The sequence below is a fragment of the Couchioplanes azureus genome (assembly GCF_014648355.1).
GTDB lineage: Bacteria > Actinomycetota > Actinomycetes > Mycobacteriales > Micromonosporaceae > Actinoplanes > Actinoplanes azureus.
The window spans coordinates 1,309,034-1,332,489 of sequence record NZ_BMQY01000001.1 but is presented as its reverse complement, the minus strand read 5'-3'; the positions used below and the strand labels follow the sequence as shown (position 1 = coordinate 1,332,489).

The 23,456-nt window shown below is 72.1% G+C and carries 24 protein-coding genes; 11 read left to right on the top strand and 13 right to left on the bottom strand.

Annotation, left to right across the window (positions count from 1 at the left end; genetic code table 11):
- Nucleotides 1–38 precede the first annotated feature (38 nt).
- Together IEY99_RS06160 and IEY99_RS34855 are read left to right on the top strand one after the other, a co-directional pair.
- Entirely contained in the window at nucleotides 39–542 is a 504-nt protein-coding gene (locus tag IEY99_RS06160) for a GNAT family N-acetyltransferase (protein ID WP_189200073.1), read from the top strand.
- Between the two features lie 193 nt (nucleotides 543–735).
- Nucleotides 736–2,352, top strand: a complete 1,617-nt coding sequence (locus tag IEY99_RS34855; protein ID WP_268245095.1) for a DUF4192 family protein — start codon at nucleotides 736–738, stop codon at nucleotides 2,350–2,352.
- Nucleotides 2,353–2,749: 397 nt separating this feature from the next.
- Here IEY99_RS34855 and fdhD read toward each other — a convergent pair whose 3' ends face one another.
- The gene (fdhD, locus tag IEY99_RS06150; RefSeq protein WP_189200071.1) at nucleotides 2,750–3,577 is read right to left on the bottom strand and encodes a formate dehydrogenase accessory sulfurtransferase FdhD; all 828 of its coding nucleotides are present in this window, start codon (nucleotides 3,575–3,577) and stop codon (nucleotides 2,750–2,752) included.
- A gap of 538 nt (nucleotides 3,578–4,115) precedes the next feature.
- On the opposite strand from fdhD, the gene mobA reads away from it, so the two are divergent.
- From mobA to IEY99_RS06135, 3 genes are all read left to right on the top strand, one after another.
- Nucleotides 4,116–4,715, top strand: coding sequence for a molybdenum cofactor guanylyltransferase (gene mobA / locus IEY99_RS06145; RefSeq protein ID WP_229798160.1), 600 nt, complete (start codon nucleotides 4,116–4,118; stop codon nucleotides 4,713–4,715).
- 277 nt (nucleotides 4,716–4,992) lie between these two features.
- The gene (locus IEY99_RS35380) at nucleotides 4,993–5,187 is read left to right on the top strand and encodes a DUF6457 domain-containing protein (protein WP_505661150.1); all 195 of its coding nucleotides are present in this window, start codon (nucleotides 4,993–4,995) and stop codon (nucleotides 5,185–5,187) included.
- A gap of 269 nt (nucleotides 5,188–5,456) precedes the next feature.
- Complete coding sequence (locus IEY99_RS06135) at nucleotides 5,457–6,548, top strand: T3SS (YopN, CesT) and YbjN peptide-binding chaperone 1 (protein ID WP_189200069.1); 1,092 nt, start codon at nucleotides 5,457–5,459, stop codon at nucleotides 6,546–6,548.
- Here the strand turns inward: IEY99_RS06135 and IEY99_RS06130 are convergent.
- Both IEY99_RS06130 and IEY99_RS06125 read right to left on the bottom strand, forming a co-directional pair.
- On the bottom strand, nucleotides 6,545–8,407 hold the full coding sequence (locus tag IEY99_RS06130; RefSeq protein WP_189200067.1) for a beta-propeller domain-containing protein: 1,863 nt from the start codon (nucleotides 8,405–8,407) through the stop codon (nucleotides 6,545–6,547). The two genes, IEY99_RS06135 and IEY99_RS06130, sit on opposite strands and share 4 nt — an antisense overlap.
- A gap of 36 nt (nucleotides 8,408–8,443) precedes the next feature.
- Complete coding sequence (locus IEY99_RS06125) at nucleotides 8,444–8,902, bottom strand: Lrp/AsnC family transcriptional regulator (protein WP_189200065.1); 459 nt, start codon at nucleotides 8,900–8,902, stop codon at nucleotides 8,444–8,446.
- 67 nt (nucleotides 8,903–8,969) lie between these two features.
- On the opposite strand from IEY99_RS06125, the gene ddaH reads away from it, so the two are divergent.
- Both ddaH and IEY99_RS06115 read left to right on the top strand, forming a co-directional pair.
- Entirely contained in the window at nucleotides 8,970–9,797 is an 828-nt protein-coding gene (gene ddaH, locus IEY99_RS06120; RefSeq protein WP_189200063.1) for a dimethylargininase, read from the top strand.
- A 49-nt stretch (nucleotides 9,798–9,846) separates the two neighbouring features.
- Nucleotides 9,847–10,416, top strand: coding sequence for a bacterial proteasome activator family protein (locus tag IEY99_RS06115; protein WP_189200061.1), 570 nt, complete (start codon nucleotides 9,847–9,849; stop codon nucleotides 10,414–10,416).
- Here the strand turns inward: IEY99_RS06115 and IEY99_RS06110 are convergent.
- The 3 genes from IEY99_RS06110 to serS all read right to left on the bottom strand — a co-directional run bounded on the left by IEY99_RS06110 (nucleotide 10,411) and on the right by serS (nucleotide 13,402).
- Complete coding sequence (locus IEY99_RS06110) at nucleotides 10,411–11,220, bottom strand: HAD family hydrolase (RefSeq protein WP_189200059.1); 810 nt, start codon at nucleotides 11,218–11,220, stop codon at nucleotides 10,411–10,413. The two genes, IEY99_RS06115 and IEY99_RS06110, sit on opposite strands and share 6 nt — an antisense overlap.
- Nucleotides 11,220–12,032, bottom strand: coding sequence for a Cof-type HAD-IIB family hydrolase (locus tag IEY99_RS06105; protein WP_189200057.1), 813 nt, complete (start codon nucleotides 12,030–12,032; stop codon nucleotides 11,220–11,222). The genes IEY99_RS06110 and IEY99_RS06105 overlap by 1 nt, the downstream gene beginning before the upstream one ends.
- Before the next feature lie 107 nt (nucleotides 12,033–12,139).
- Entirely contained in the window at nucleotides 12,140–13,402 is a 1,263-nt protein-coding gene (serS, locus tag IEY99_RS06100) for a serine--tRNA ligase (protein ID WP_189200055.1), read from the bottom strand.
- A 74-nt stretch (nucleotides 13,403–13,476) separates the two neighbouring features.
- Here serS and IEY99_RS06095 point away from each other — a divergent pair, with 74 nt between their 5' ends.
- Genes IEY99_RS06095 through IEY99_RS06085 form a run of 3 tightly spaced genes read left to right on the top strand, consistent with a single transcriptional unit; the run spans nucleotide 13,477 to nucleotide 15,102 of the window.
- The gene (locus tag IEY99_RS06095; protein ID WP_189200053.1) at nucleotides 13,477–13,905 is read left to right on the top strand and encodes an OsmC family protein; all 429 of its coding nucleotides are present in this window, start codon (nucleotides 13,477–13,479) and stop codon (nucleotides 13,903–13,905) included.
- Between the two features lie 47 nt (nucleotides 13,906–13,952).
- Nucleotides 13,953–14,315: a metallopeptidase family protein gene (locus tag IEY99_RS06090; RefSeq protein WP_189200051.1), complete on the top strand. Its 363-nt coding sequence runs from the start codon at nucleotides 13,953–13,955 to the stop codon at nucleotides 14,313–14,315.
- Nucleotides 14,316–14,367: 52 nt separating this feature from the next.
- Complete coding sequence (locus tag IEY99_RS06085; RefSeq protein WP_189200049.1) at nucleotides 14,368–15,102, top strand: AIM24 family protein; 735 nt, start codon at nucleotides 14,368–14,370, stop codon at nucleotides 15,100–15,102.
- A gap of 284 nt (nucleotides 15,103–15,386) precedes the next feature.
- On the opposite strand, the gene pheA is transcribed toward IEY99_RS06085, so the two are convergent.
- The 5 genes from pheA to IEY99_RS06060 form a co-directional block, all read right to left on the bottom strand.
- On the bottom strand, nucleotides 15,387–16,343 hold the full coding sequence (pheA, locus tag IEY99_RS06080; RefSeq protein ID WP_189200047.1) for a prephenate dehydratase: 957 nt from the start codon (nucleotides 16,341–16,343) through the stop codon (nucleotides 15,387–15,389).
- Between the two features lie 71 nt (nucleotides 16,344–16,414).
- Nucleotides 16,415–17,092, bottom strand: coding sequence for a hypothetical protein (locus IEY99_RS06075; RefSeq protein ID WP_189200045.1), 678 nt, complete (start codon nucleotides 17,090–17,092; stop codon nucleotides 16,415–16,417).
- Between the two features lie 358 nt (nucleotides 17,093–17,450).
- On the bottom strand, nucleotides 17,451–17,840 hold the full coding sequence (locus tag IEY99_RS06070; protein WP_189200023.1) for an ACT domain-containing protein: 390 nt from the start codon (nucleotides 17,838–17,840) through the stop codon (nucleotides 17,451–17,453).
- Between the two features lie 189 nt (nucleotides 17,841–18,029).
- Nucleotides 18,030–18,500, bottom strand: coding sequence for a transcriptional regulator (locus tag IEY99_RS06065; protein ID WP_189200021.1), 471 nt, complete (start codon nucleotides 18,498–18,500; stop codon nucleotides 18,030–18,032).
- A gap of 147 nt (nucleotides 18,501–18,647) precedes the next feature.
- Nucleotides 18,648–19,385 carry a hypothetical protein gene (locus tag IEY99_RS06060; RefSeq protein WP_189200019.1) on the bottom strand — a complete coding sequence of 246 codons (738 nt, stop codon included), beginning with the start codon at nucleotides 19,383–19,385 and terminating at the stop codon, nucleotides 18,648–18,650.
- Nucleotides 19,386–19,711: 326 nt separating this feature from the next.
- Here IEY99_RS06060 and IEY99_RS06055 point away from each other — a divergent pair, with 326 nt between their 5' ends.
- Complete coding sequence (locus tag IEY99_RS06055) at nucleotides 19,712–20,914, top strand: arginine deiminase (RefSeq protein WP_189200017.1); 1,203 nt, start codon at nucleotides 19,712–19,714, stop codon at nucleotides 20,912–20,914.
- 45 nt (nucleotides 20,915–20,959) lie between these two features.
- Here IEY99_RS06055 and IEY99_RS06050 read toward each other — a convergent pair whose 3' ends face one another.
- Nucleotides 20,960–21,847, bottom strand: a complete 888-nt coding sequence (locus IEY99_RS06050; RefSeq protein WP_189200015.1) for a DUF5926 family protein — start codon at nucleotides 21,845–21,847, stop codon at nucleotides 20,960–20,962.
- A gap of 105 nt (nucleotides 21,848–21,952) precedes the next feature.
- Nucleotides 21,953–23,374, bottom strand: coding sequence for a sensor histidine kinase (locus IEY99_RS06045; protein ID WP_189200013.1), 1,422 nt, complete (start codon nucleotides 23,372–23,374; stop codon nucleotides 21,953–21,955).
- Between the last annotated feature and the right edge of the window lie 82 nt (nucleotides 23,375–23,456).

Sequence of the window (23,456 nt, the reverse complement as noted above, 5' to 3'; positions counted from 1 at the left end):
GGGTTACGGCGTGCCCGAATCGGAGTCAAAATGTCGGCATGACACCTGTCGCTGTGCGTTCGTACCGGCCGAGCGACCACAGTGCCGGCCGGCGACTGTGGGCGGAATTGACGGCTCAGCACAACCGGATGTACGGCGATCCGTCCGACGACAGCGGAGCCGGCTTCGAGGAGTACCTGACCCGCCTCGACCTCGGCGGTCTGTGGGTCGCCGACCACGCGGACGACGGGGTGATCGGCCTGGTGGGCCTGATCATCCGGGGGCGCGCGGGTGAGGTGGAACCGGTCGTGGTGACTGCCTCCCACCGGCACAAGGGCGTCGGCCGCAAGCTGCTGCGGCACGTTGCGCAGGAGGCCAAGAAGCGCAACATGCAAGCCCTCACGATCTCCCCTGCCTCGCGCAACGTGGATGCCATCCGCAGCCTGCACGCGGCCGGCTACGACGTCGTGTCGTCGATCGAGTTGACGATGGACCTCGACCGCCATCCACACGACTGGCAGCAAGAGGGCCTGGAGCTGCACGAACTTCAATTCCGCTCCTAGGTCACGAGGGCGACTCCGTCACGGGCAGCGATGACGGGTCGCCGGAGGCGAACGGGCCGACGGCGTTCCCGGCGGATCGGAAGCATGGCATGGGTGACCGATCCGGCGGCCCGGTTATCCACAACGCAGGGTTATCCACAGGCGGCGGCTTCTGGCACGCGGCCGCCGACCCTTCTCGGCCAACCTGCTTGCCATGACGAAGCTGAAAGTGCGCACCCCCGCTGACCTGATCGCTGCGGTGCCGTTCCTGATCGGGTTCCATCCGGCGGACAGCCTGGTCGTCGCGGCGGTGACGGGTGCCAAGCTGGCGTTTGCGGCCCGCATCGACCTGCCGGAGCCGGGCATTCCCGACCTCGAAGCCCGGGCACCGGTCCTCCACCTCGCCGCGCTGGTCGCCGAGCAGCGGCCCGAATCCATAGCCCTCATCGGGTACGGCGACAGCGACCGCGTCACACCGTCGCTCCGCCACCTGTCGCACGCCCTGTCACGTGCGGGCCTGCGGATCGTCGACGAGTTCCGGGTGGCCGACGGCCGCTACTGGTCGTACCGGTGCATCAAGCAGAGATGCTGCCCCCAGGACGGGCGGCTGTGCCATCCCCCGGACAGCGTGGTGGCAGCGGAGGCGACCTTCGCGGGAGCGGTCGCCCTGCCCAGCCGCAGGGACCTGGAAGCGCAGCTCGCGCCCGTGACCGGAGCGGATCGCGAGGCCATGGACGCGGCCGACGAGCGAGCGCTGACCAACCTGCTGGATCTGCTTCGGCAGGAACCGGCGCAGGACGACGGCGGGACGGCGTCCGAGGCCGAGGACCGATGCCGCTCGGAACGTCTGATCCTGCGGGCGGGCCGGGCGGCGGTGCGGTCTGCGGAGCGGCGCTACCGTTCTGGTGGTCGGCTGTCCGACGACGAGGTCGCCTGGCTCGGCCACCTGCTCACCTCGGTGCCCGTGCGCGACTACGCCTGGATCCGCAGCGGCATGGACGACTGGCAGATCTCGCTCTGGTCGGACGTGGTGCGCCGGGTCAACCCTCAGCGTGTTCCGGCGCCGGCATCGCTGCTCTCCTTCATCGCGTGGCGCACCAACCGGGCAGCCTTGGCGGCTGTCGCGGTGGAGCGAGCCCTCGAGGTCGACCCGCACTACTCGCTGGCCGAGACGATGAACGCCACGCTGTACTCCGCCGTCCCGCCCTCGACGGTGGCCGGCTGGCCCACTCCGACCGGCCGGCCCGCTCCGGAAGAACCGGGCTACTCCGGCGTCGAGGACGAAGATCCCCGGGCAAAGCTAGGCGGCAGCGATCCCGGCGCGCAGAACCGCGAGGCGAACCCGGACGCCATGGCGCCTGAGATGCCCAGCGATGAGGCCGCGGCACATCAGAGGACGCGGCCAGGCGAGACAGGCGAGAAGGCGGGGCCGGGCACCGAGCCCGGCCAGACGGCGGAGCATGGCACGGAGGCAGACCAGACCGCGGAGCCGGGCATCGAGGCGGGCCGGACGGTGGAGCAGGGCATGGAGGCGGCCCGGCCCGTGGAGCCGGGCATCGACGCACTGCCACGGGTGGGCGAGCAGGCGCCGGGGGCCGTCGGCCGGACCGGGGAGCCGGGCATCGGGGCAGGCCGGACGGCGGAGCCCGACAAGGCGGACCTGGGCGGCGAGACGGGAACATCGGGCTGTCGCGAGACAGGGGCACACCTGCGCAGGACAAGGCCGGTCCGCAGCGACAGGAGATCATGCGGCCGACCGGCATGGCCGGCCGGCCACAGAACCATCACCGGAGGCTCGGTGGAACGTCGTACCGTTCGCCGTCGGCGATGACACCGTCCCATTCGTCCCGTTCAGGGAGGATGGGTCTCCCGCCGTACGGTCACCGGCCGGAGGCGGCCCGAACCGGAAAGTCGCAGCGGCGCTGTCCGGTCGGGTTGTCGGCCGTCTGGTGCGGTGCCGGCACCGGTGCAGTGCGGGCACCGGGTCCTCGCCCACGGAGGTCGCTCGGTGTCCCGCGCGGAGCGCTGGTGTGCGCGGGTGTTTCTGGCCGGGTCACGTACGGGACGACCCGGAGGTCCCGCCGTGAGTGTCTCCGCGGTGCCGCGGTCGCGCGGGGCCGCATACCGCCCCAGCTGTCCATGCTCGAGACCCACGGCGGGGCCGAGTTGCCATGACGCGGATTGAGTTGCCATGACGCGGATTAATGAGTGGCTAATGCGCAGGGAACTCAGACGACTACACGATGTGCCCCTGCGTAGACGTTCATCGACCGCCCGCGGAGGAAGCCGACGAGGGTCATTCCCGCCTCGTCCGCCAGTTCCGCCGCGAGGGTGCTGGGTGCGGAGACCGCCGCGAGCACCGGGATTCCGGCCATCCACGCCTTCTGGGTCAGCTCGAAGCTCGCCCGTCCGGACACCAGCAACAAGTGCCCGGCGAGCGGCAGGCGGCCCTCGCGCACCGCCCATCCGATGACCTTGTCGACCGCGTTGTGCCGTCCGACGTCCTCGCGGAGCACGACCAGCTTCCCGCCCAGACCGAAGAGGCCTGCCGCGTGCAGTCCGCCCGTACGGTCGAAGGTCTGCTGTGCGGCGCGCAGCTTGCCGGGAAGCTCGGCCAGGGTCCGGGCGGCGACGGACACCTCGTCGGCGCTCACGTCGAAGCGAGACCGGGTGCGGACGGCGTCGATGCTGGCCTTGCCGCACACGCCGCACGAGCTCGACGTGTAGAAGCCGCGGCTCGGATCGGTCGCCGGCGGCGGGACGTGATCGCCCAGCGCGATGTCGACCACGTTGTAGGTGTTCGGCGCGTCGGTGCCCGCGCACAGCTGAGCGGTGACGACGTCGGAGGCCGACCGGATGATGCCCTCGCCGAACAGGAATCCCATGGCGAGGTCGATGTCCTGGCCCGGCGTGCGCATGGTGACGGCGAGCGGTTTCTTGCGCAGTCGGATCTCCAGCGGCTCCTCGGCGGCCAGCTCGTCGGGACGGCGACGTGGTCCCCCGGGCGCGTCCAGGTCGATCTTCGTCACGGGTCGCCGGTTCGTCGTCCGCGCCATGCCGCCAGCCTATGGTCTGCTCCTCCGCGCCCGGCCGCCGCGCCGAGGCCAGCTCGACCGGTTGGCTTTCACGCCGCCGCCCCACTGCGGTGAGGAGGGGCCGGCCGGATCAGGCCGCACGCCGCCGCCCGCCGCCCGATGTCCGCGAGGCGAAGCAAGGCAGGGCGCGGCGGGCAGGCGGTCCGGGTCGCACGCCGGCGCCGTCCGCTGTGGCGAGGGCGAGAGGCGGGTCGGGTCGCACCGGCGCCGTCCGCTGTGGCGAGGGCGGGAGGCGGGTCGGGTCGCACCGCCGCCGTCCGCTGCGGCGAGGCGACGCCGGGTCGGGTCGCACGCCGGCGTCCGCTGTGGCGAGGTGGGGGTAGGCCGGGTCGGCTCGCACGCCGCGGTCCGCTACAGCGAGGCGGGGTCGTCCGGATCGGCTCTCACGCCCTCGGTAACTGCGGCAATTGGCCGCTGACGGACCCGATCCGCGCGGCTTCTCCGGGTTGTCGGGCTCCGCGCGGTCACGCTCGCGGGCGCGGCGGGATACGGTACGTACGTGGGGGGATTCGCGGCGGTGGTGCTGGCGGGCGGTGCGGCGCGTCGGATGGGTGGGGCGGACAAGGCTGCCCTGCCGGTGGCCGGGCAGTCGATGCTGACCCGTGTGCTCGCCGCGGTGCACGATGCCGATCCTCAGGTGGTCGTCGGTCGAGTGCCTCCCGACCTGCCCGTCGAGGTGGCCTCCACGAGCGAGGAGCCGCGGGGAGGCGGGCCTGTGGCGGCCACGGCGGCGGGGCTCGCGCTGGTCCCGCGGGACGTCAGCTTCACCGCGCTGCTCGCCGCCGACCTGCCGTTGCTGACCGGTGAGGCGATCGACGTGCTGCGGCTCACCGTCGAGTCCGCACCGCTGGAGGGTGCGGTCTACCGCGACGCGGAGGGCCGCCGGCAGGCGTTGTGCGGGGTGTGGCGTACGAGCGCGCTCCGGGACGCCGTCAGCAAGCTCGCCGAGCAGCGTGGGGGCCTGCACGGCGCGTCGATGCACGCGCTGCTGGAGCATCTGCGCTTCATCGAGGTCTCGTGGCGGCGACCGGGGCCGCCGCCGTGGTTCGACTGCGACACCGACGACGATCTGCGGACCGCCGAGGAGTGGGTCCGGTGAACGTGGCTTCGCGGCACGGACGGTGCCGGGGAGGAGAGCGGGTGAACGACTGCTGCGGCACCGATGACGGCCCGCGGACCAGCGAGGTACGGCACCGATGAACGTCCTCGACGAATGGATCAAGGCGGCCGCGGCAGAACTCGGCCTGAGCGCCACCGACGTGGCACCGGCAGCGGACGCGGCCCCAGGCAGCACCGATGTGGCACCGGCAGCGGACGCGGCCCCAGGCAGCACCGATGTGGCACCGGCAGCGGACGCGGCCCCGGGCAGCACCGATGTGGCACGGGAGGCACCATCCGCGACGGCGCTGGTGCTGGACGTGGCGCGGGACGTCGCGCACAACGTCGTGCGTCCCGGCGCACCGATCTCGACCTACCTGATGGGACTTGCCGTGGGCCGCGGCGCCGACCCGGCCGACGTCGCCGCCCGCCTGAGCGAGCTGGCCAAGAGCTGGCCCACCGGCGACCGGTAAAGGCTCCGGCTCGGGTGCGGAAGGCTCCCCGAGAGCGAGGGCCGCTGTCGACGGGAGCGGATCGAGAGTCGCGACTCGTCGGCACCGCAAACGCGGCCCGACGAATGCAAACCCCCGAGGCGGCGCCCGCGAGGTCCGGACGGCGACGGGAGACCGCGGCACGAGCCGATCGAAGCGCCTCGGAGGCCCGGGAAAGACGGATCGGGATTGAGACGCGCCCGTGAGGTGGTCCGGCGGCTCGATAGGGTGACGGGGCGGAGGTGACGATCATGACGGCGGAGAACACTCCTGATCAGCCCGAGGGCGTCCTGCTCGACGAGCCGACCACGGCCGACCTGCGGGCCAAGGTGACCGAAGCGTGGCGGGAATTCGCCTCGTCACTCGCCCTGCTGCTGCCCACCCTGAGCGCCGGCGCGCACGTCGACCTGACGCTCGACCCCACCGCGTCCGGCACCGGCACCGCCGTGTACTCGGTGAGCATCCGGGTGCTGCCCGACGGGGTCATCGAGGCGCTCGCGGTCGGCAACGCCGCGCTGCCCGAGGGTTTCCGGATGGATCGCGCGTCGGTCGCCGATCTGGTGGCGCTGGGCTGGTCGCCGCCGGGGGTGCTGGCCGGTTCGGGTGACTCGTTCGGGCTGCGGACCACCATCGATGCCGCGAAGCAGCTGGCCACGATCGTCTCCCGGACCCTGCGGGACGTGTACGGCGCGCCGCACCCGGCGTTCCTGGTCTACCTCGTGCACGACGAGGACGAGGAGCCGATCGAGACGGCGCCGCTGGCCACCGCCCGGCACGAGCCGTCGATCGACCGGGAGCTCAGCCTCGACGATCTTGACGAGGACGGCGTGCTCTCCGAGGCGCTGGCCACCGCCGCCGACGAGGTCGTGCCGCTCGAGGAGCGGGTCCGTACCGTGGTCGCGACCATGTCCAAGACCACGGTCGACCAGCTCCAGGTCGACACCGACGGCGACATCGGCATCCGGGCGGGCTCGGCGATGGTGTTCGTCCGGGTACGGGACAATCCGCCGCTGGTCGACGTCTTCTCGCCGATCCTGACCGAGGTCGAGCCGACCGAGCAGCTGTACGTGAAGCTGTCCGAGCTCACCAACCGCATGCCGATCGGCCGGCTCTACTGCGCGCAGGACACGGTCTGGGCCTCGATTCCGGTCTTCGGCCGCAACTTCCAGGCCACCCACCTGATGCTGGCCGTGCAGGTCATGACGGGCCTCGCCGACGAGCTCGACGACCGGCTGCACGGCGAGTTCGGCGGCAAGCGCTTCTTCGGCGAGGGCGACAAGCCCGCCCCGGCGAAGTCCGCCCCGGCCGACGGCGACGACCACCGCACGGGGATGTACCTCTAGACGGCGGGTAGCCAGGCCAGCTTCTCCAGGGTGGACAGGCGCGACGCCTGCAGGCCGCCGGCGGAGAGCGTCCACAGTGTGTCACCGATCACCAGCGAGCGGCGGACCAGCGGCTGCCGCAGCGTCGCCAGCTCCCGAACGCCGGCGTCGGTGACCTGCAACGCCAGCGCGCCGCCCGGGCCGGCGCCGTCGGACGAGACCGTCGACACGGGTACGACGAGCAGGTTCGTCGCCGGCCACCAGAGCAGCGCGTGCGGGTCCCACTCCGCCTCGGAGTAGCCCCCGGCGATGTGGTGCTGGGCGAGCCGTCGCGGCCGGGCCGGGTCGGCGACGTCGAAGAGCGAGACCTGCGTGCCCTGGATCCTGCCGTTCGTGTCGGCCTCCTGCCCGATGCCGATGAGCCTGCCGTCACCGGCCGGCTGCAGGTGCGCCGAGTATCCCGTGATCTTCAGCTCGCCGGTGACCTTCGGCCGCGCGGGGTCGGCGAGATCGAGGCTGTAGAGCGGGTCGGTCTGCCGGAACGTCACGACGTAGCCGCGCGGCCCGACGAAACGTACGGAATAGATCCGCTCCCCCTTGCCGAGGCCGTCCACCATCCCGGTCTGCACGAGCTTGTCGCCGTCGGATCGCAGCACGCGTACGGCCGACTGTCCGGCCTGCTCGTTCGTCGTGGCCACGCGGAGATGCCCGTCCCACTCGGACATCGCGTACTGGTTGATCAGGAAGCCGGGGACGGTGCCGGCCGCCGCGTACACGGGAGGCTGGTTGCCGTTGAGCACGAAACGGTAGAGCTCGGTCTCCTGCCGGACCGGCATCCCCGCCCCGCCCTTGAACCAGCCGACCCGCCAGCGCTGGTCGTTGGCGAGGTAGAGACTGCTTCCGGTGGCATACACGGTGTCGCCGTCGGCGGTCACCGTGACCGCGTCGCCGCTGCCGAGCACCGGCTTCGTCAGGTCGAACGTGAGCACGCTGACCAGCGCGCCGCCGGAGTAGTCGGACGGCCGGCTGACCCGCCCGCAGTCCGCCGTGCCCTTCGACGTGCTCCGGCCGGTGGTGACCTCCCAGGAGGGCAGCCACGCCGTGACCGGGGCCCGGTCGATCACCTTCCGCTGGGCCTCGATCCGCTCGTCGTCGTCCCACGCGGCCGGCAGCTCCCGGAACGGGATCCGCGGCGAGGTGCGCAGGACGATCCGGGCCGTGCTGCCGGTGAGGCGGGCGTCGACCAGGCTGCCCTCGGCCCGGTAGCGGCTGATGATCTGCGGTGGCCCGGAGATGTCGACGGAGATCAGCTCGGTTCTCGTGGCGGCGGGCATCGTTGTGGAGTCCGCCGCGTAGCCGGCCCAGCCGCCCGGGACCAGGACGAGCGCCACGTCGCCGGCGAGGAGCAGCTCCAGCGGACCGCTGCCCTCTCGCAGCCGCAGGTCGAGCGTGGCGGTCTGGGTACGGGTCGCCGCGTTCACCACGCGCAGCGCTCCCTGGTCGACCGTGACGATCCGGCGCCCGTCGGTCTTGACGATGTCCGGCTCGTCGGCGTCCCGTTCGTGGTTGTTCGTGCCGGAGTGCTCCGGTGGGGCGCCGCCCGGTGCCTTGGCGGTCACCCCGGCGCTGTCGGCCATGGTGCGGGCGCCGCTGGCGAACAGCTCGGCCATCCCGCCGGACCCCGGGAGCCCGTACGGTCCGACGCTGGCCTTGGCCGCCCGCTTCAGGTCGGCCTCGAGCTGCTGACACGAGTCGAAGGCGACCAGCCGCATCGGTCCCGGCGCGGGCGGCGGCGGGGTGGGCGGCGACGATGGCGCCGTACAGCCGCTGAGGGGCAGCGCGACGGCGAGGGCGGCACAGAGCAGTGAGCGGCGCGACATGGGGTTGGGACGCGGCGTGACCGTCCGCGGTTCCGGCTAGTTCGCGGTGGGCACCGGTGTCGGCGTCTCGACGAGCCGGGAGAGCACGACCATGCTGCGGGTCGAGGTGACGAACGGCTCGGCCCGCAGGCGTTCGAGGGCCTGCTCGAGGTGCCCGATGTCAGCGGCCCGCAGGTGCACGAGCGCGTCCGCCTGCCCGGAGACGGTGTACGCGCCGACGACCTCGGGATGGCGCCGGGTGGCGACCGTGATCTGGGCGGGCGTGGTGCGGCCGGTGCAGAAGAGCTCGACGAAGGCCTCGGTGGTCCACCCGACGGCGGCCGGTTCGATGACGGTCGTGAATCCCTTGATGACGCCGCTGGTCCGGAGCCGGTCGACCCGCCGCTTGACCGCCGGGGCGGAGAGCGAGACCTTCGCGCCGATCTCCGCGTACGAGGCGCGGGCGTCGGCGACGAGCAGCGCAATGATTCGCTTGTCTACGGCGTCCATCTGCAACGATTCGCCTCCGACGAGCAAGGGATTGAGCTGTTTCGGTCGTCCCAGCGTACCTACCCTTTACTGCATGAGCCACACGGAGCGCTTGCCGCGAATCAGGACATACCTCATGTGTCCCCCTGAGCACTTCACGGTCGAGTACGCGATCAACCCCTGGATGGACACCACTGTCCCGGTTGATCCCGCTCTGGCGCTCAAGCAGTGGCAGATGCTCAAGGACACCCTGACCGACCTCGGCCACACGGTCCACGTCCTCGACCCCGTGGCCGGGCTGCCCGACATGGTGTACGCCGCCAACGGCGCCTTCTCCGTCGACGGCAAGGTGTACGGCGCGCGCTTCAAGTACCCGCAGCGCGCCGCGGAAGCCGCCGCCCACCGGCAGTTCTACGTCGGCGGACCGTGGACCTTCACCGACCCGGAGCACGTCAACGAGGGCGAGGGCGACTTCGCCTACGTGCCGGACGCACACGGCGGCCTGATCCTGGCCGGCCACGGCTTCCGTACGGACCCGGCCGCGCACACCGAGGCGCAGGAGGTGCTGGGCCGCCCGGTGATCTCCCTGAAGCTGGTCGACCCGGCGTTCTACCACCTCGACGTGGCCTTCGCGGCGCTCGACGACCGCAACGTCACGTACTTCCCGGGCGCTTTCTCGGAGTCTTCGCAGCGGGTCCTCGCCCAGCTCTTCCCGGACGCGGTCATCGCCGACCGCGCCGACGCCGAGGCCTTCGCCCTCAACCTGGTCAGCGACGGGCGCCACGTCATCCTCAACACCGAGTCCACGGCGCTGGGCGAGAAGGTGCGCGCGGCCGGCTACACCCCGGTCTACGTCGAGCTGAGCGAACTCAAGCGGGGTGGCGGCAGCATCAAGTGCGCGGTCGCCGAACTGCGCCCCTGAGACAGGGCCTGATGCGGGCCGGTGGCCGGCGCGAGGCAAGATGGATCGCATGAGCGACGACACCCACACCGCAGACAAGCAGGAAGACGGCTCCGTCATCGTGGTGGGCCCCGACGGCCGCCCCATGGGCACGGTGGAGTCCGACGGCACGATGAAGGCCGAGGAGCCGGGCAACCTGATCGAGCAGCCCGCCAAGGTCATGCGGATCGGCAGCATGATCAAGCAGCTGCTCGAGGAGGTCCGCGCCGCCCCGCTGGACGAGGCGAGCCGGGGCCGGCTGCGGGAGATCCACCAGCGTTCGATCAAGGAGCTGGAGGACGGCCTGGCGCCGGAGTTGCAGGAAGAGCTGGAGCGGCTGTCCCTGCCGTTCGAGTCGGAGACGCCGCCGAGCGAGGCGGAGCTGCGGATCGCCCAGGCGCAGTTGGTCGGCTGGCTGGAGGGCCTGTTCCACGGCATCCAGGCGGCGCTGGTCGCTCAGCAGATGGCCGCGCGGCTCCAGCTCGAGCAGATGCGCGGCGGCAAGGGGCGTCCGGCGCTGCCCATGGGACCGCACGGCATCATCCCCGGCATGCCGGGCCAGGGCGGCGAGGGCCACGGCCCGACCGGGCAGTACCTATAGCCCGTACAACCGCTCCAGGTACGCCGCGACCCCGTCCTCGTCGTTGGTGAGCGCCACCTCGTCGGCGACCTCCTTGACGGCGGGGTGGGCGTTGCCCATCGCCACGGAACGGCCTGCCCATGCCAGCAGGGGCAGGTCGTTCGGCATGTCACCGAAGGCGACCACCTCGGCCGGGTCGATGCCCTCCCGCTCGCACAGCCAGGCCAGCCCGGCGGCCTTGGTCACGCCCGCCGCGGAGATCTCCACCAGCGCCGACGAGGAGGAGTGGGTGGCCTCGGCCAGCTCGCCCAGGGTGCGGCTGACCAGCTCGGCGAACTCGTCCGGGCCGTGCTCCGCGGAGCGGGCCAGCAGCTTCACCGCCGGTGCCGTGGTGAGCTCCTCGGGCGTGGTCAGCATCCGTACCGACTGGTGCTCGACGTCCCAGTGCAGCGGCCACTTTTCCTCGTACCAGAAGCTTCTGCCGTTCTCGACCTCGACGGCCAGGGCGACGTCGGGCACGGCCTCGCGCAGCCGCTTGGTCACGTCGAGCAGCAGTTCGACGGAGAGCGGGGCGGCCCGCAGGATCTCGTCGGTGTCGGGGTCGTAGACCACGGCGCCGTTGGCGCAGACCGCGGGCAGCGGCTCGGCCATCTGGTCGTAGAGCTGGCGCAGCCAGCGCACGGGCCGGCCGGTGACGAGTACGGCGGGCACGCCACGGTCGTGCAGCCGGTCGAGGACGTCGATGGTACGGGGACTGAGCGTGCCGTCGTCGCGGATGAGGGTGCCGTCGATGTCGGAGGCGACGAGGCGGAATGGCGGATGCATCACCTCGACAGTAGCCGGTCGAGAAAGACCGCCACCCCGTCCTCGTCGTTGCTGAGGGTCACCTCGTCGGCCGCCGCCAACAGGGTCGGGTGGGCGTTGCGCACGGCGACCCGGCCCCACCCGGCCCAGGCGAACATGGGCAGGTCGTTGGGCATGTCGCCGAAGACCAGGACGTCCGCCGGGTCCACCCCGACGGCCTGCGCGACCACGGCCAGCCCGGTGCCCTTGTCCACCTCCGGCGGGCAGATCTCGACGTAGTTCAGGCCGGCCTGGGTGACCGTCGCCACGTGCGGCGGCACGATGCGCTGCGCGGCGGCGAGCAACTCGTCGACGTCGGTGTCGAACGAGCGGGCGAAGGCCTTGATCACGTCGCTGGTCAGGCATTCGTCGCGGGTACGGGGCTCGACCGTCACCGGGTAGCGCCAGGTCGGGTCGTAGTCGCCCCAGAGCGGGGCGTCGTCGTGCTCCAGCGCCTCCACCATGACGGAGAGCGGCCCGACCTCGGCTTCCAGGCTCTGCAGGACGATCGCCAGGTCGCGGCCGGGCAGGCGGGTGTTTCTGAGCAGTTGCCCCTCGTTCTGGTCGAGGACCCAGCCGCCCTGCGCGAGCACGAGGAAGTCGGCGGCGCGGATGTCGTTGCGGGTGAGCTCGGTGAGCCGTGGCCCCCGGCCGGTGGCGCCGACGATGCGGATCCCCGCGGCCCGGACCCGGTCCAGGACCTCATGGGTGTACGCGGACACGGTGTCGTCGCTGCGGACGAGGGTGCCGTCGAGGTCGGTCGCGATGAGCTTCGGCAGACCGGGCTGGGCCATCTGAACCTCCGAGGGTGGCGAACCCCCGCGGAGGGCGGAAGGAAAACGGTACACCGGACCGGCTACCAGCTGCCATGACTTCTGGTAGCCGGTTGGTGTATTCCCAGTTAGCGGATCGGCTCGAGGACGTCGCGGCCGCCGAGGTACGGCTGCAGCGCCTTGGGCACGCGGACGGACCCGTCCGGCTGCTGGTGGTTCTCCAGGATCGGAATCAGCCAGCGGGTCGTGGCGAGGGTGCCGTTGAGCGTCGCCGCCGTCTGCGGCCTGCCGTCGGCGTCCCGGTAGCGGATGTTCAGCCGCCGGGCCTGGAACGTCGTGCAGTTCGACGTCGACGTCACCTCGCGGTAGCGGCCCTGCGACGGCACCCAGGCCTCGCAGTCGAACTTGCGCGCGGCGCTGGAACCCAGGTCGCCGGCGGCGACGTCGATCACCCGGTACGGGATCTCGACCTTGGCGAGCATCTCCTCCTCCATGGCGAGCAGCTTGAGGTGCTCGGCCTCGGCCTCCTCGGGCTTGCAGTAGGAGAACATCTCCACCTTGTCGAACTGGTGGACGCGCAGGATGCCGCGCACGTCCTTGCCGTGCGACCCGGCCTCCCGGCGATAGCACGACGACCAGCCCGCGAACCGCTTCGGGCCGCCGTCCAGGTCGAGGATCTCGTTCGAGTGGTACGCCGCCAGCGGCACCTCCGACGTCCCCACCAGGTAGAGGTCGTCGGCCTCGAGCCGGTAGACCTCGCTCGCGTGGCTGCCGAGGAAGCCGGTGCCCTCCATCGCGTCCGGCCGGACCAGCGACGGGGTGATCGACGGCACGAAGCCGTGCTCCACCGCCTGGGCGATGGCCATCTGCAGCATGCCGAGCTGGAGCAGGGCGCCGACGCCGGTGAGGAAGTAGAACCGCGAGCCGGACACCTTCGCGCCGCGCTCGGTGTCGATCGCGCCGAGCGCCTCGCCGATCTCGAGGTGGTCGCGCGGCTTGTCGATGGCCGGCAGGTCGCCGACCTCGCGCAGCACGACGAAGTCGTCCTCGCCGCCCGGCGGCACGCCGTCCTGCACCAGGTTGGGCAGGGCCAGCTGGGCGCGGCGCAGGGCCTCGTCGGCCTCGCCCGCGGCGGCCTCGGCCGCCTTCACCTCGGCGGCCAGCTCCTTGGTGCGGTTGAGCAGGGCCGTCCGCTCGTCGCCGGAGGCCTTGGCGACCTGCTTGCCGAGGGACTTCTGTTCGGCCCGGACCGACTCGAAGCGCTGGGTCGCCGCCCGCCGCTCCTCGTCGGCGCGCAGCAGCTCGTCCACCTTGTCGGTGGACTCGCCGCGCAGCCGCTGGCTGGCACGGAACGGCTCGGGATCTTCGCGCAGCAGTCGCAGGTCAATCACGATTGACGAGCCTACCGGCGGCGCGGATCGGTTCTCACCCCGATATGCCGCCGGGGATGGACTAGCGTCAAGCCATGCCTATTCGCACTGCTTCCGCCCGCTGGTCGGGCAACCTCACCGAGGGCTCGGGAACCGTCAGGACCGGCAAGGGCGGTTACGAGGGGAACTACTCCTTCAAGTCCCGCTTCGAGGAGGGCGAGGGAACCAACCCCGAGGAGCTGATCGGCGCCGCGCACGCCGGCTGCTTCTCGATGGCGTTCTCGAAGGCTCTCGCCGACGAGGGCTTCACCCCCACCTCGGTCGAGACCACCGCCAAGGTCCACATGGACAAGACCGACGCCGGCTTCAGCGTCACCCGCATCGAGCTGGAGACGGTGGGCGACGTCCCCAACGTGGACGCCGGCACCTTCTCCAAGATCGCCGAAGCCGCCAAGGAGAACTGCCCGATCTCCCGCCTGCTCTCCCCGGGCGCCCAGATCACCCTGACCGCCACCCTGTCCTGAGGCAGGGCTTCGTCGTGCTCCACCCGCTTCCCGGCGGGTGGAGCACAATGGGCGGCGTGCCGGTCGAGATGAGCCGTGAACGCTTCGAGGAACTGGTCGGCGAGGCCCTCGACGAGGTCCCGCCCGAGCTGCTCAGCATGATGAACAACGTGGTCATCCTGGTCGAGGACCTGCCGCCGGACGGCACCCTGGACCTGCTCGGGCTCTACGAGGGAACCGACCTGACGCGCCGTGGCTGGGACTACGCCGGCGTGCTGCCCGACCGGATCACCATCTACCGCCTGCCGACGCTCGACGTCTGCGACACCGAGGACGACGTCGTCGACGAGGTCGCCATCACGGTCGTGCACGAGATCGCCCACCACTTCGGCATCGATGACCAGCGGCTTCATGAGCTGGGCTGGGGATGAACGTTGCCCGCTGGCCTTACTCTCTGAGAGTCAACGCCTACAGGAGGACTTCATGCGCAGCGAACTGTTCTCGGCCGAAAACCTGGAGAAGGAGTCGGCCCAGCCCGGCCTGCGTCTCCAGAACTCCAAGCTGCTCAAGGCGGAGCTGAACGGCGAGTTCATGGCCCGCGTCGGCTCGATGGTCGCGTACCAGGGGCAGGTCCAGTTCGAAGCGCTCGGCTCGGGCGGCCTCGGCAAGTTCCTCAAGCAGAAGCTGACCGGCGAGGGCGTACCCCTGATGAAGGTCAGCGGCCACGGCGACGTCTTCCTGGCGGAGAACGCCGCCGACATCCACCTCATCGACCTCGAGCCGGGCGACGGCCTCTCCATCAACGGCGCGAACGTGCTCGCCTTCGACTCGACGCTCAACTACGACATCAAGATGGTCCAGGGCGCCGGGGCGCTCTCCAACGCGGGCCTGTTCAACTGCGTCTTCACCGGCTACGGCCGCATCGCGGTGACCACCAAGGGCACGCCGGTGGTGCTGACCGTCGACCAGCCCACCTACGTCGACCCGCAGGCCGCGATCTGCTGGTCGGCCAACCTGCAGACCGGATACCACCGCGCCGAGCAGATGGGCCTCGGCACGCTCCTGGGGCGCACCACCGGCGAGCGTTTCACGATGAGCTTCGCCGGCCAGGGGTTCGTGGTGGTCCAGCCGTCGGAGGAGCCGCCGGGCGGGTTCGCCGGCGCCGCGCACGGTCAGCAGCAGCAGGGTGGGATCCTCGGGAATCTGCTCGGGAACTAGATCAAGATCAAGAGCTTCCTGTCGTAGCTCGGTGGGGGGTGCGGACCGTCGCTCCCGCCGAGGCCGGGTGCGGGGATCCAAGGAGCTGGCGCTCCAGGACGGATCCCCGCCCCCTTCCTTCTGCGTGAGTGGTCACCCTCGCCAAACCCGCGGTCGGCCGCGCTCGCCGGCGCGCGGCCGGGTCGGCGTCGGCAGAATCGGCGGCTTGCCGGCGGTCAGCGGTCGGTAGGGCCCGCGGGCTCGCCGGCGGTCAGCGGTCAGTAGGGCTCGCCGGCGGTCAGCGGTCAGTAGGGCTCGCCGGCTCGCAGGCGGGTCAGCCAGGCGGCGCTGTCGGCGAAGTCCTCGTTCGTCAGGCCCGGCTGCGACGGCGGCGGCTCCTGCTGGGCCCGCTTGGACCAGCGGTGGCGCGGGTAGGACCCGAGGAAGCGGACCTCCGCGCAGATCCGGCGCAGGCCCTGGAGCGCTTCGCCCAGCCGCGGCTCGGCCACGTGCCCGGTGCAGTCGAGGAAGAAGACGTAGACGCCGAGCTGTTCCCCGGTCGGCCGGGACTCGATCCTGGACAGGTTGATCCCGCGGACGGCCAGCTCGGTGAGCACCGACAGCAGCGCACCGACCCGGTCGTGGGCGATCATCACGGCCAGCGAGGTCACATCGTCCCCGCTGGGCGGCGCGGGCGGCGCGGGCCGGGAGAGCAGCGCGAACCGCGTCACCGCGTCCGCGTGGTCGGCGATCTTCTCGGCCAGGATGGTGAGACCGTTGCGGGGCACCCCGATCGGCGCACAGATCGCGGCGTCCACCTCCCCCACCGCGGCGGCGATGGCGGCCGCGGCGTTGGAGAGCACATCCACGACGACGGCATCGGTGAGATTCGCCCGCAGCCACTCCCGGCACTGCGCGGAGGCCTGCGGGTGCGCGGCCACCGTACGGATCGCGGCCAGCGGTGTCAGCGACGCCGAGGCCAGCACGAACTCGACCGGCAGCACCACCTCCCGGGTGATGACGAGCGGGCTGCCGGTGCCCAGCTCGTCCAGGGTCACCGGCACGGCCCCGCCGACGGAGTTCTCCAGCGGCACCAACGCGGCGTCGGCCTCGCCGGCCCGCACGGCCTCGAGCGCCTCGGGCACGCTGCGGGCCGGGGTCCGGATGCCGCGCTCGGCGGCGGGAATCGTCCGCAGCGCCTGCTCGGTGAAGGTGCCCTCGGGCCCCAGATACACGAATCGGGTGGGTGGCGTACCGGGCATTCCCCCACCCTAAGGCCCCACCGAGCCCGTTTCCGCACCACGGTTGCCGCCGGAGCCGTCGCGCCGCGGTGTCAGACCCCGCAGGCGAGGACGCGGATGCCGGGGGGAGCGTCGGCGCGTACCCGCTTGGTGCACACGTCGGTGCCGGCCTCCACCAGCTCCAGCGCGGCGGGCTTCCCGGTGGTCACGACGAAGAGGGGTTCGGGCTTCTTCTCGCCGGTGCGGGGCACGATCTCGATGGTGGAATATTGCCACGTACCCGAGCAAAAAGGCCCAGCGGTCACGGTGAGCGGGCGATCGGGAATCCCGGCGGTTCCCCGCACCACGGCGACGATCTGAGCCGGGCTCGGTCCGGCAGTGCACCTGGGGGCGGGCGACGCGATCGGGGTCGCCGGAGTGGTCGTCGTCCCGGGGACGGGAGGCGTGTTCGGCAGCGGCGGCAGGCCCGTGGGCGGCCCGCCGGGCGGCAGGCCTCCGGTGGGCAGGCCCGCGGGCGGCACTCCGGCCCCGGGCGGCAGCCCGCCGGCAGGTGGCACGGTCGGCATCGTCGGCAGCCCGAGCGACGGAAGTGCGGAACTCGACGGGCCGGCCCCGGCGCTCCCCGCCACCACCGGGGGCGCGGTCACCGCGGGCGCGGGCGGCTCACCGCACCCGCCCAGCAGTGCCACCCCGCCCAGCAGCACCGACGCGCCCATGACCGGCATCGGCAGCGTCCGGGACCGGGCCCGGCGGCGACCATCGTCCCGCACCCGCCCATGGTAGGTCGTCCACCGGCACAAAAGGGATCTAGCCGCCCAGCCCCGCCCATCCGTTCAGCGCGGGCACTCCCGCGCCGCCGTGGTGGACTGCGGTTCCGGGTCGACATCACCAGTTGCCGGCGGCGAGCTCGCCGCCGGGCCGGTCGCGCCGCCCGCCGCCTGCGGCGACAGGGCGCGAAAGCCGCCCGCCGCCTGCGGCGACAGGGCGCAAGCCGCCCGCCGCCCGCGGCGACAGGGCGCAAGCCGCCCGCCGCCCGCGGCGACAGGGCGCGCGCCGCCCGCTAGGGCTGCCGTTCGCTGTCCATGTGTCTGTGCGGTGCCGCGTCGGCGGCGGGCGGTGCGGTCTTGGTCAGACCGCCACTCGGTGACCCGCGGCCGTGAGGGTGTCGACGGCCTCGCTGAGGCGTACCAGGGGCACCAGCAGATAGTCGGTGTCGAAGGTCGAGAACGCGACGATGTTCACCCGGGCGTCCGCGAGCGGCCCGACCAGGGACGCCAGGACGCCGGTCAGGGCGAGGTCCAGGGGCCCGACCACGCGCAGGCATCGCCAGGCGGCCTCGATGGTCGCGCCCTCGGGGACCCGGGTGGTGGGGCAGATGACGGAGATCTCGTCGGGGGCCCAGGTCACCGAGATGACGCCCTTGTCGTCCGGACCGCTGCTCAGGGAGGTGGGCAGGGCGGTTCCGGCGGGCAGCCGGCACACCGCGTACTCCTCCGGGAGCAGGTCGAGATCGAGCATAAGGGCACACTACGGTCAAGGGCCCGGTCATCCCAATGGGTTACCGGTGCGTTCAATGCCACACGAACGACCGGGCGTGTGACCCGGACGTGCCCAGGTGACGATCTTGGTGACGAATCGGATCAGGAAGACCGCACGACGGCGGACGAACCGGGCCGCGTCATGGTGGAGAGGCGGACGGCCGCCAGGTCAGTAGCGGATCGCGGAGAAGAAGGTCAGGGAGGCCACGACCCGGCCGTTCTCCACGATCGGCGTGGCGATGGCGTCGACCGTGACGTGCCGGTCCCGGGCCGGGGGCTGGATGCGCATCAGTCCCCGGGTGAGCTGCTCCGAGGTCAGCGCCAGCAGGGGCGGGATCTTCTCGATCTCCGGTTCGGTCAGGTCGCCGCCGCCGGCGGTGAAGTCGATCAGGCGGAGGGCGCCCTCGCCGCCGAGGAGGGGGCGGCCGACCACGTCCGCGCCCTTGCCGAGGCCGAGCAGGTCACTCGCGGAGGGGGAGACGGCGACGACGGTGGCGCTGACGTCGATCACCAGGCATGGCTCGACGGCCTGCCAGACCGTTGCCGCCCACCGGTCGATGTTCGAGACGAACTCCGATTCGTCCGGCGTACGCGCCTGGGGCACGAACGCTCCCGACAGTGAGAGCTCGACGTGCGCCACCCGCACCTCCCTGATATCCGTGCCGTCCGGCGGACCTGACTCCGGCCGGATCGGCGAGGCCCGGAGACCCGCGGTCTCACACCTCGCGCGTCCGGCCGGCGTCGCTCACGTCGACCCGCGACCGCGAGCGCTGCACTGGGAGGAACGTTACCGGTGGGCTGACCGCTTGTCAGCGGCCGTTTGGTCGCCTGTGTACCAGCGATAGTCCCCCGCCGGACCGTACGGAGCGTTGGCCCAGGTGCCCGGGTGTTGCGCCACGGCGGAGAGTTTGCCCGCGGTGGCGGGCGAGATGCGGGCGCCGCCGGCGATGAGCAGGCGGTCGAGCTCCTTGTGCGTGGCGACCAGGCAGTCCTTGGGCAGGCCGTGGACGCTGATCACGCCGGAGCCGACGAAGGCCAGCACGGGTGTCACCGGCACGGTCAGGCCGACGGCGGAGCTCATGGCGCGTCCGGCCCGGCGCGCGTCCCGGCGCGCCTCCGCGACGTACGCGGGACGCTTGCCGTTGATCTGCACCACGTCGCCGGCGATGAGGACGCGGGCGCGGCCGTGGTCGGCGACCGTCACGGCGTAGACGCCACCGGGGCCGATGGCGAGGAAGCCGGCGCGGTCGTCGCTGGGGTCGTGCTCGTAGCCCGGCGAGTCGGTACGCGGCCAGTCGACGATGTGCCAGGCGGGCCCGAGGCGGTCGAGGCGGGTCAGCGCGCGGGCGCCGGCGGCCTCGAGGCGGCGGGCCTCCCGTTCGGCACGTCGGCGGCGGGCCCATTCGACGGGGCTGGGGCGGACCGGTTCGAGAGCGGCGGGCGGGATGGTGTGGCGAGGGTCGAGGGCGGGGGGATGGGGGCGATGGGGCACGGGCAGGGCGGGGCGTGCGGGGAAGACAGTCACTGCGACCTCCGGCAAAAGGTCCATCGGGCTCTCTTTCCACTACGGTAAGTGTCTGACCCGGTACTCAAGCAAGCCATCGCACCGGAAAGAAAGCGGAATGAGTGGGGATGAATGCCGCATTCACGCACAAGCTCTTTTTCCGTATGGTGCATCACGCGACCTAGGACTCCCCTGGGATCCGAAACGTCCTCAATCAAGTTAGCGTGGCCTTAGCAGCGGCGCATCCATGTCTCGGATCTTGGCGCAATGTCACAGCATGGATGCGGACGGTAAGGACAAAAGGGTCTCGCCCCGCGCCTGCTCCTCGAAGGTCATAGGCTCGACCCGTGCCTCCTTACGTCGACAGTGAAGTCGCCCGGCTCGCCACCGTCATGCTGCACCGCCCCGGCGCGGAGCTCGCCCGGCTGACTCCCCGCAACAACGACTCCCTGCTCTTCGACGGGATCCCCTGGGTCGGGCGGGCGCAGGAGGAACATGACAAGTTCGCGCAGGCCCTGCGGGACCGCGGCGTCGAGGTGCTCTATCTCGGCAAGCTGCTGGAGGAGACCCTCGCGGTCGCCGAGGCGCGCGACGAGCTGACCCGGGGCGTGCTGGAGAGCCACCGGCTCGGCGACGCCCTCCGGGAACGCGTCGCGGCGCACCTGGCCGACCTCGGCCCCGTGGAGCTGGCCCACGTCCTCATGGCCGGGCTGGCGCACGAGGAGGTCAAGCCCGGCCCCGGCCGGACCGGCGGCCTGGTCTACGAGCTCATGGACCGGCACGACTTCGTCATCGACCCGCTGCCGAACCTGCTGTTCACCCGCGACTCGTCGGTGTGGGTACGCGACCGCGTGGCCGTCACCAGCCTCGCCATGCCCGCGCGCGGCCGGGAGACCACGCTGACCCGGGCCATCTACACCCACCATCCCCGGTTCGCCGGCACGGAGCTGCTCTACACCCCCGGCCTGGAACACGTCGAGGGCGGCGACGTGCTCCTGCTCGCCCCGAACGTGCTGGCGATCGGCGTGGGCGAACGGACGACCCCGGCCGGCGCCGAGCGGCTCGCCCGCCGGGTGTTCGCGGCCGGGCTGGCCCACACCATCCTGGCGGTCCCGATCGCGCAGGAACGGGCCACGATGCACCTCGACACGGTCTGCACGATGGTCGACGTGGATGCCGTCGTGATGTACCCGAACATCGCCGACACGCTGCAGGCGTACCCGGTGACGCCGGGCTCGGACGGTGAGCCCGTGGTGGGCCCGGCCCGTCCGTTCCTGGAGGCGGCGGCGGAGGCGATGGGCATCGACCGGTTGCGCATCATCGACACCGGCCTGGACCCGGTGACCGCCGAGCGCGAGCAGTGGGACGACGGCAACAACACCCTGGCGCTCGCGCCCCGGCTCTGCGTCGCGTACGAGCGCAACGTCGAGACGAACGCCCAGCTGGAGCGGGCCGGCATCGAGGTCGTCGCGATCAGCGGCTCGGAACTGGGCTCCGGCCGCGGCGGCCCCCGTTGCATGTCCTGCCCGGTAGAGCGGTCCCCGCTGTAGGAACCGACGGCAGGTGCGTCCCCAGGGAGACGCACCTGCCGAAAATCAGCGCAACGTCAGCTGGCGGCCGACGAGGCCCTGCTTGGCGCGGCGGGCCGCGCTGTCCAGCGGGCCGGTTTCGGCCAGGGTGTCCGTGTAGCGCTTGGCGAAGTCGGCGAGCGGAGCCTCCCAGTCGGCGCCCTCCGGCTCCCCCGGCACGTCCCAGACCGGGACCAGCAGGCCGTGCGCCCGGAACATGCCGGCGAACTTGGTGTCCTTGCCCAGCAGCAGGTCACCCGCGGCGGAGAGCCGGGCGAGCGCGTCCAGGGCCGCGTCCTCCGCCTCCGGCAGGACCCAGCGGACGTGTGCCTTGTCCGGCACCCGGCACCAGTACGCCGCGTGTGCCGCCGTCAGCCGCACGGTGGGGTAGATGGACGCGTTCGCGCGTTCGAGGGAGGCCTTCACGGTGGCGTCCTCGGCCTGCTCGGCGTCGAGCCAGTATTCGAAGCCCTCGTGCATCTCGATGTCGAGCGGCCCGTCCACGAGGATGTCCTGCAGTCGGGGGCCCTCGCCGGGCAGGGCCGGCACCGCGACGGTCGCGCCCGGCGGGGTGCGCAGCGCGCACAGCACCGCCTCGGCGATGTCCCGGGAGACGTCCCCGGACTGGATGTGGCGCTGGAGGCCGACGAAGACGCGGCCGTCCTGGCGGGTCATCGCGGGCCAGGCCATCGGCAGGACCGTGGAGAGGGTGACCGGGCGGTCGCCGTACTCCTCGATGATCTCGGGCTTGAGGGTCAGCGGCGCGGAGGCGGCCGGTACCAGCTCGCGCAGGGCGATCCATTCGGTCTCGTCGGCCAGGCCCTCGAACGGCCGGGCGACGAAGATGTCACGCACCTTCTGGCGCTTGGGCGCCGCGTCGGCGGCGGCTCGGGGGTTCTTTCGACGCTTGCTCACGGCGACCCAGCCTAGGCGGTGCCCGGCTGATCCGGCGTACGCGGCCCGCCGTGTTTCGATCGATCATGGGAAGTCGATGTCCCGAGCGCGCGGGGCGGCGGCGGCTCAGGCGCGCGGGAAGCGGACCTCCGCGACGGTGCCGCCGCCGGGGCGCGGGCGCAGCGACACCCAGCCGTGCTGCCGCTCCACGATCCGGCGGACGAGGTAGAGCCCCAGGCCCGCACCCGCACCGGCGGTGCCCTGCCAGTAGCGCTCGAACGCGCGCTCGACGTGCTCGGGCCGGATGCCGATGCCCCGGTCCGCGACCCGGAACGTCACCGTGCTCTCGTCGCCCGCCGCGGTCACCGTCACCTCGGTCTCGGCCGGCGAATACTTGTCGGCGTTCGTGGCGAGCTCGGTGAGGATCGTGGCGAGCGACTCCCGGTCGCCGAACGCCTTGGGCAGGTCGCCCGGCAGGTTCTCCAGGACCAGCCGCCGGCGCAGGCGGGCGGGGAGGGCGGCGGCCGCGGCGCGCAGCGCTTCCGCCAGGTCGAAGGGGCCGGGCGGCGCGCCGCCGACCTCGCCGTCGTCGCTGGTGGCCGAGAGCAGCCGATCCACCAGCCGGGCCAGCTCGCCGGCCCGGGCGCCGATCGCGCGGACGGCGTCCTGGCGGCCCTGGTCGCCCAGGGTGTCCCAGTGGTTCGTCAGCGTGTCGGCGTACCCCTTGATCACGGTGACCGGGGTACGCAGCTCGTGGCTGGTGACCGCGACGAAGAGGTCGCGGTCCTCGTGCCGGCGGTCCTGGTCGGTGGAGTCACGGAAGGTCACGACGCGCATGGCCGGGGTGCGCGGGAGGTCGCCCGCGGTGACCGTGAGCCGGCGCCCCGAGGGCAAATGATGGATGAGGACCTGGCCCGGCGGGGGCACCGGGAACGGCAGCTCGTGGTGCAGCGCCTCGGCGGCCGTGCGTCCGGTGAGCCGCTCGGCGGCCGGGTTCCAGAGCTGGACCACGCGGTCGCGGTCGACGACCGCCAGGCCGTCGGCAAGAGCGGCCACTACCGGGCCGTCGCCGTGCACGGGAAAGCCGGCCTGCCGGCCGTAGAGGTGGCCGGCGGTCGCGGCGAGGAGCTCGAGCACGGCGTGGTGCTCCGGGTCCGGTTCGCCGCCTTCGCCGTAGGAGACGTAGAGGGCGCCGACGACCGCGTCACCCACCGCGCAGGGGGTGCCGAGCACGTACCGTACGTCCGTGCCGTCGCCCCGGCCGGCGATCGCATCGTCGAGCGCGTCGAGCGGGAGGAACTGCGTGCGGTCGGCCTCCGGCACGGTGACCCGGCGGCCGAGCGCCCCGGCGCAGCGGCCGGCGCAGGCGATGACCCGGCCGTGGCCGGGGCCGTACTCGGCGAAGCCGGCGCCGAGCGCGCCGAGGACGTCCTGGGCGAGCCGGACGAGGCGCCCGAGCATGGCGAGGCCGGTGTCGCCCGTGCCGATCCGCTCGAGGAGCGCGATCTGCCCCCGCGTCAGCGCGGCGTAGTCGGGTCTATCCGGCATGTCTGCGAGTGTGCCTCGCTTATCGCCGTTTGGGCATACCGATAGGCGTGGATCCGGGCGATTATCGGGCCACAGTGGCTGG

Coding starts and splice junctions, on each gene's coding strand:
- IEY99_RS06070 (WP_189200023.1), bottom strand. CDS start 17,840: ATGCTCGATCTCGACCTGCTCCCGGAGGAGTACGCGGTGTGCCGGCTG.
- IEY99_RS06090 (WP_189200051.1), top strand. CDS start 13,953: ATGGGCGGCGTGCCGGTCGAGATGAGCCGTGAACGCTTCGAGGAACTG.
- IEY99_RS06085 (WP_189200049.1), top strand. CDS start 14,368: ATGCGCAGCGAACTGTTCTCGGCCGAAAACCTGGAGAAGGAGTCGGCC.
- IEY99_RS06115 (WP_189200061.1), top strand. CDS start 9,847: ATGAGCGACGACACCCACACCGCAGACAAGCAGGAAGACGGCTCCGTC.
- pheA (WP_189200047.1), bottom strand. CDS start 16,343: ATGCCCGGTACGCCACCCACCCGATTCGTGTATCTGGGGCCCGAGGGC.
- IEY99_RS06105 (WP_189200057.1), bottom strand. CDS start 12,032: ATGGCCCAGCCCGGTCTGCCGAAGCTCATCGCGACCGACCTCGACGGC.
- IEY99_RS06110 (WP_189200059.1), bottom strand. CDS start 11,220: ATGCATCCGCCATTCCGCCTCGTCGCCTCCGACATCGACGGCACCCTC.
- ddaH (WP_189200063.1), top strand. CDS start 8,970: ATGAGCCACACGGAGCGCTTGCCGCGAATCAGGACATACCTCATGTGT.
- IEY99_RS06045 (WP_189200013.1), bottom strand. CDS start 23,374: ATGCCGGATAGACCCGACTACGCCGCGCTGACGCGGGGGCAGATCGCG.
- IEY99_RS06095 (WP_189200053.1), top strand. CDS start 13,477: ATGCCTATTCGCACTGCTTCCGCCCGCTGGTCGGGCAACCTCACCGAG.
- IEY99_RS06130 (WP_189200067.1), bottom strand. CDS start 8,407: ATGTCGCGCCGCTCACTGCTCTGTGCCGCCCTCGCCGTCGCGCTGCCC.
- IEY99_RS06135 (WP_189200069.1), top strand. CDS start 5,457: ATGACGGCGGAGAACACTCCTGATCAGCCCGAGGGCGTCCTGCTCGAC.
- IEY99_RS06160 (WP_189200073.1), top strand. CDS start 39: ATGACACCTGTCGCTGTGCGTTCGTACCGGCCGAGCGACCACAGTGCC.
- fdhD (WP_189200071.1), bottom strand. CDS start 3,577: ATGGCGCGGACGACGAACCGGCGACCCGTGACGAAGATCGACCTGGAC.
- IEY99_RS34855 (WP_268245095.1), top strand. CDS start 736: ATGACGAAGCTGAAAGTGCGCACCCCCGCTGACCTGATCGCTGCGGTG.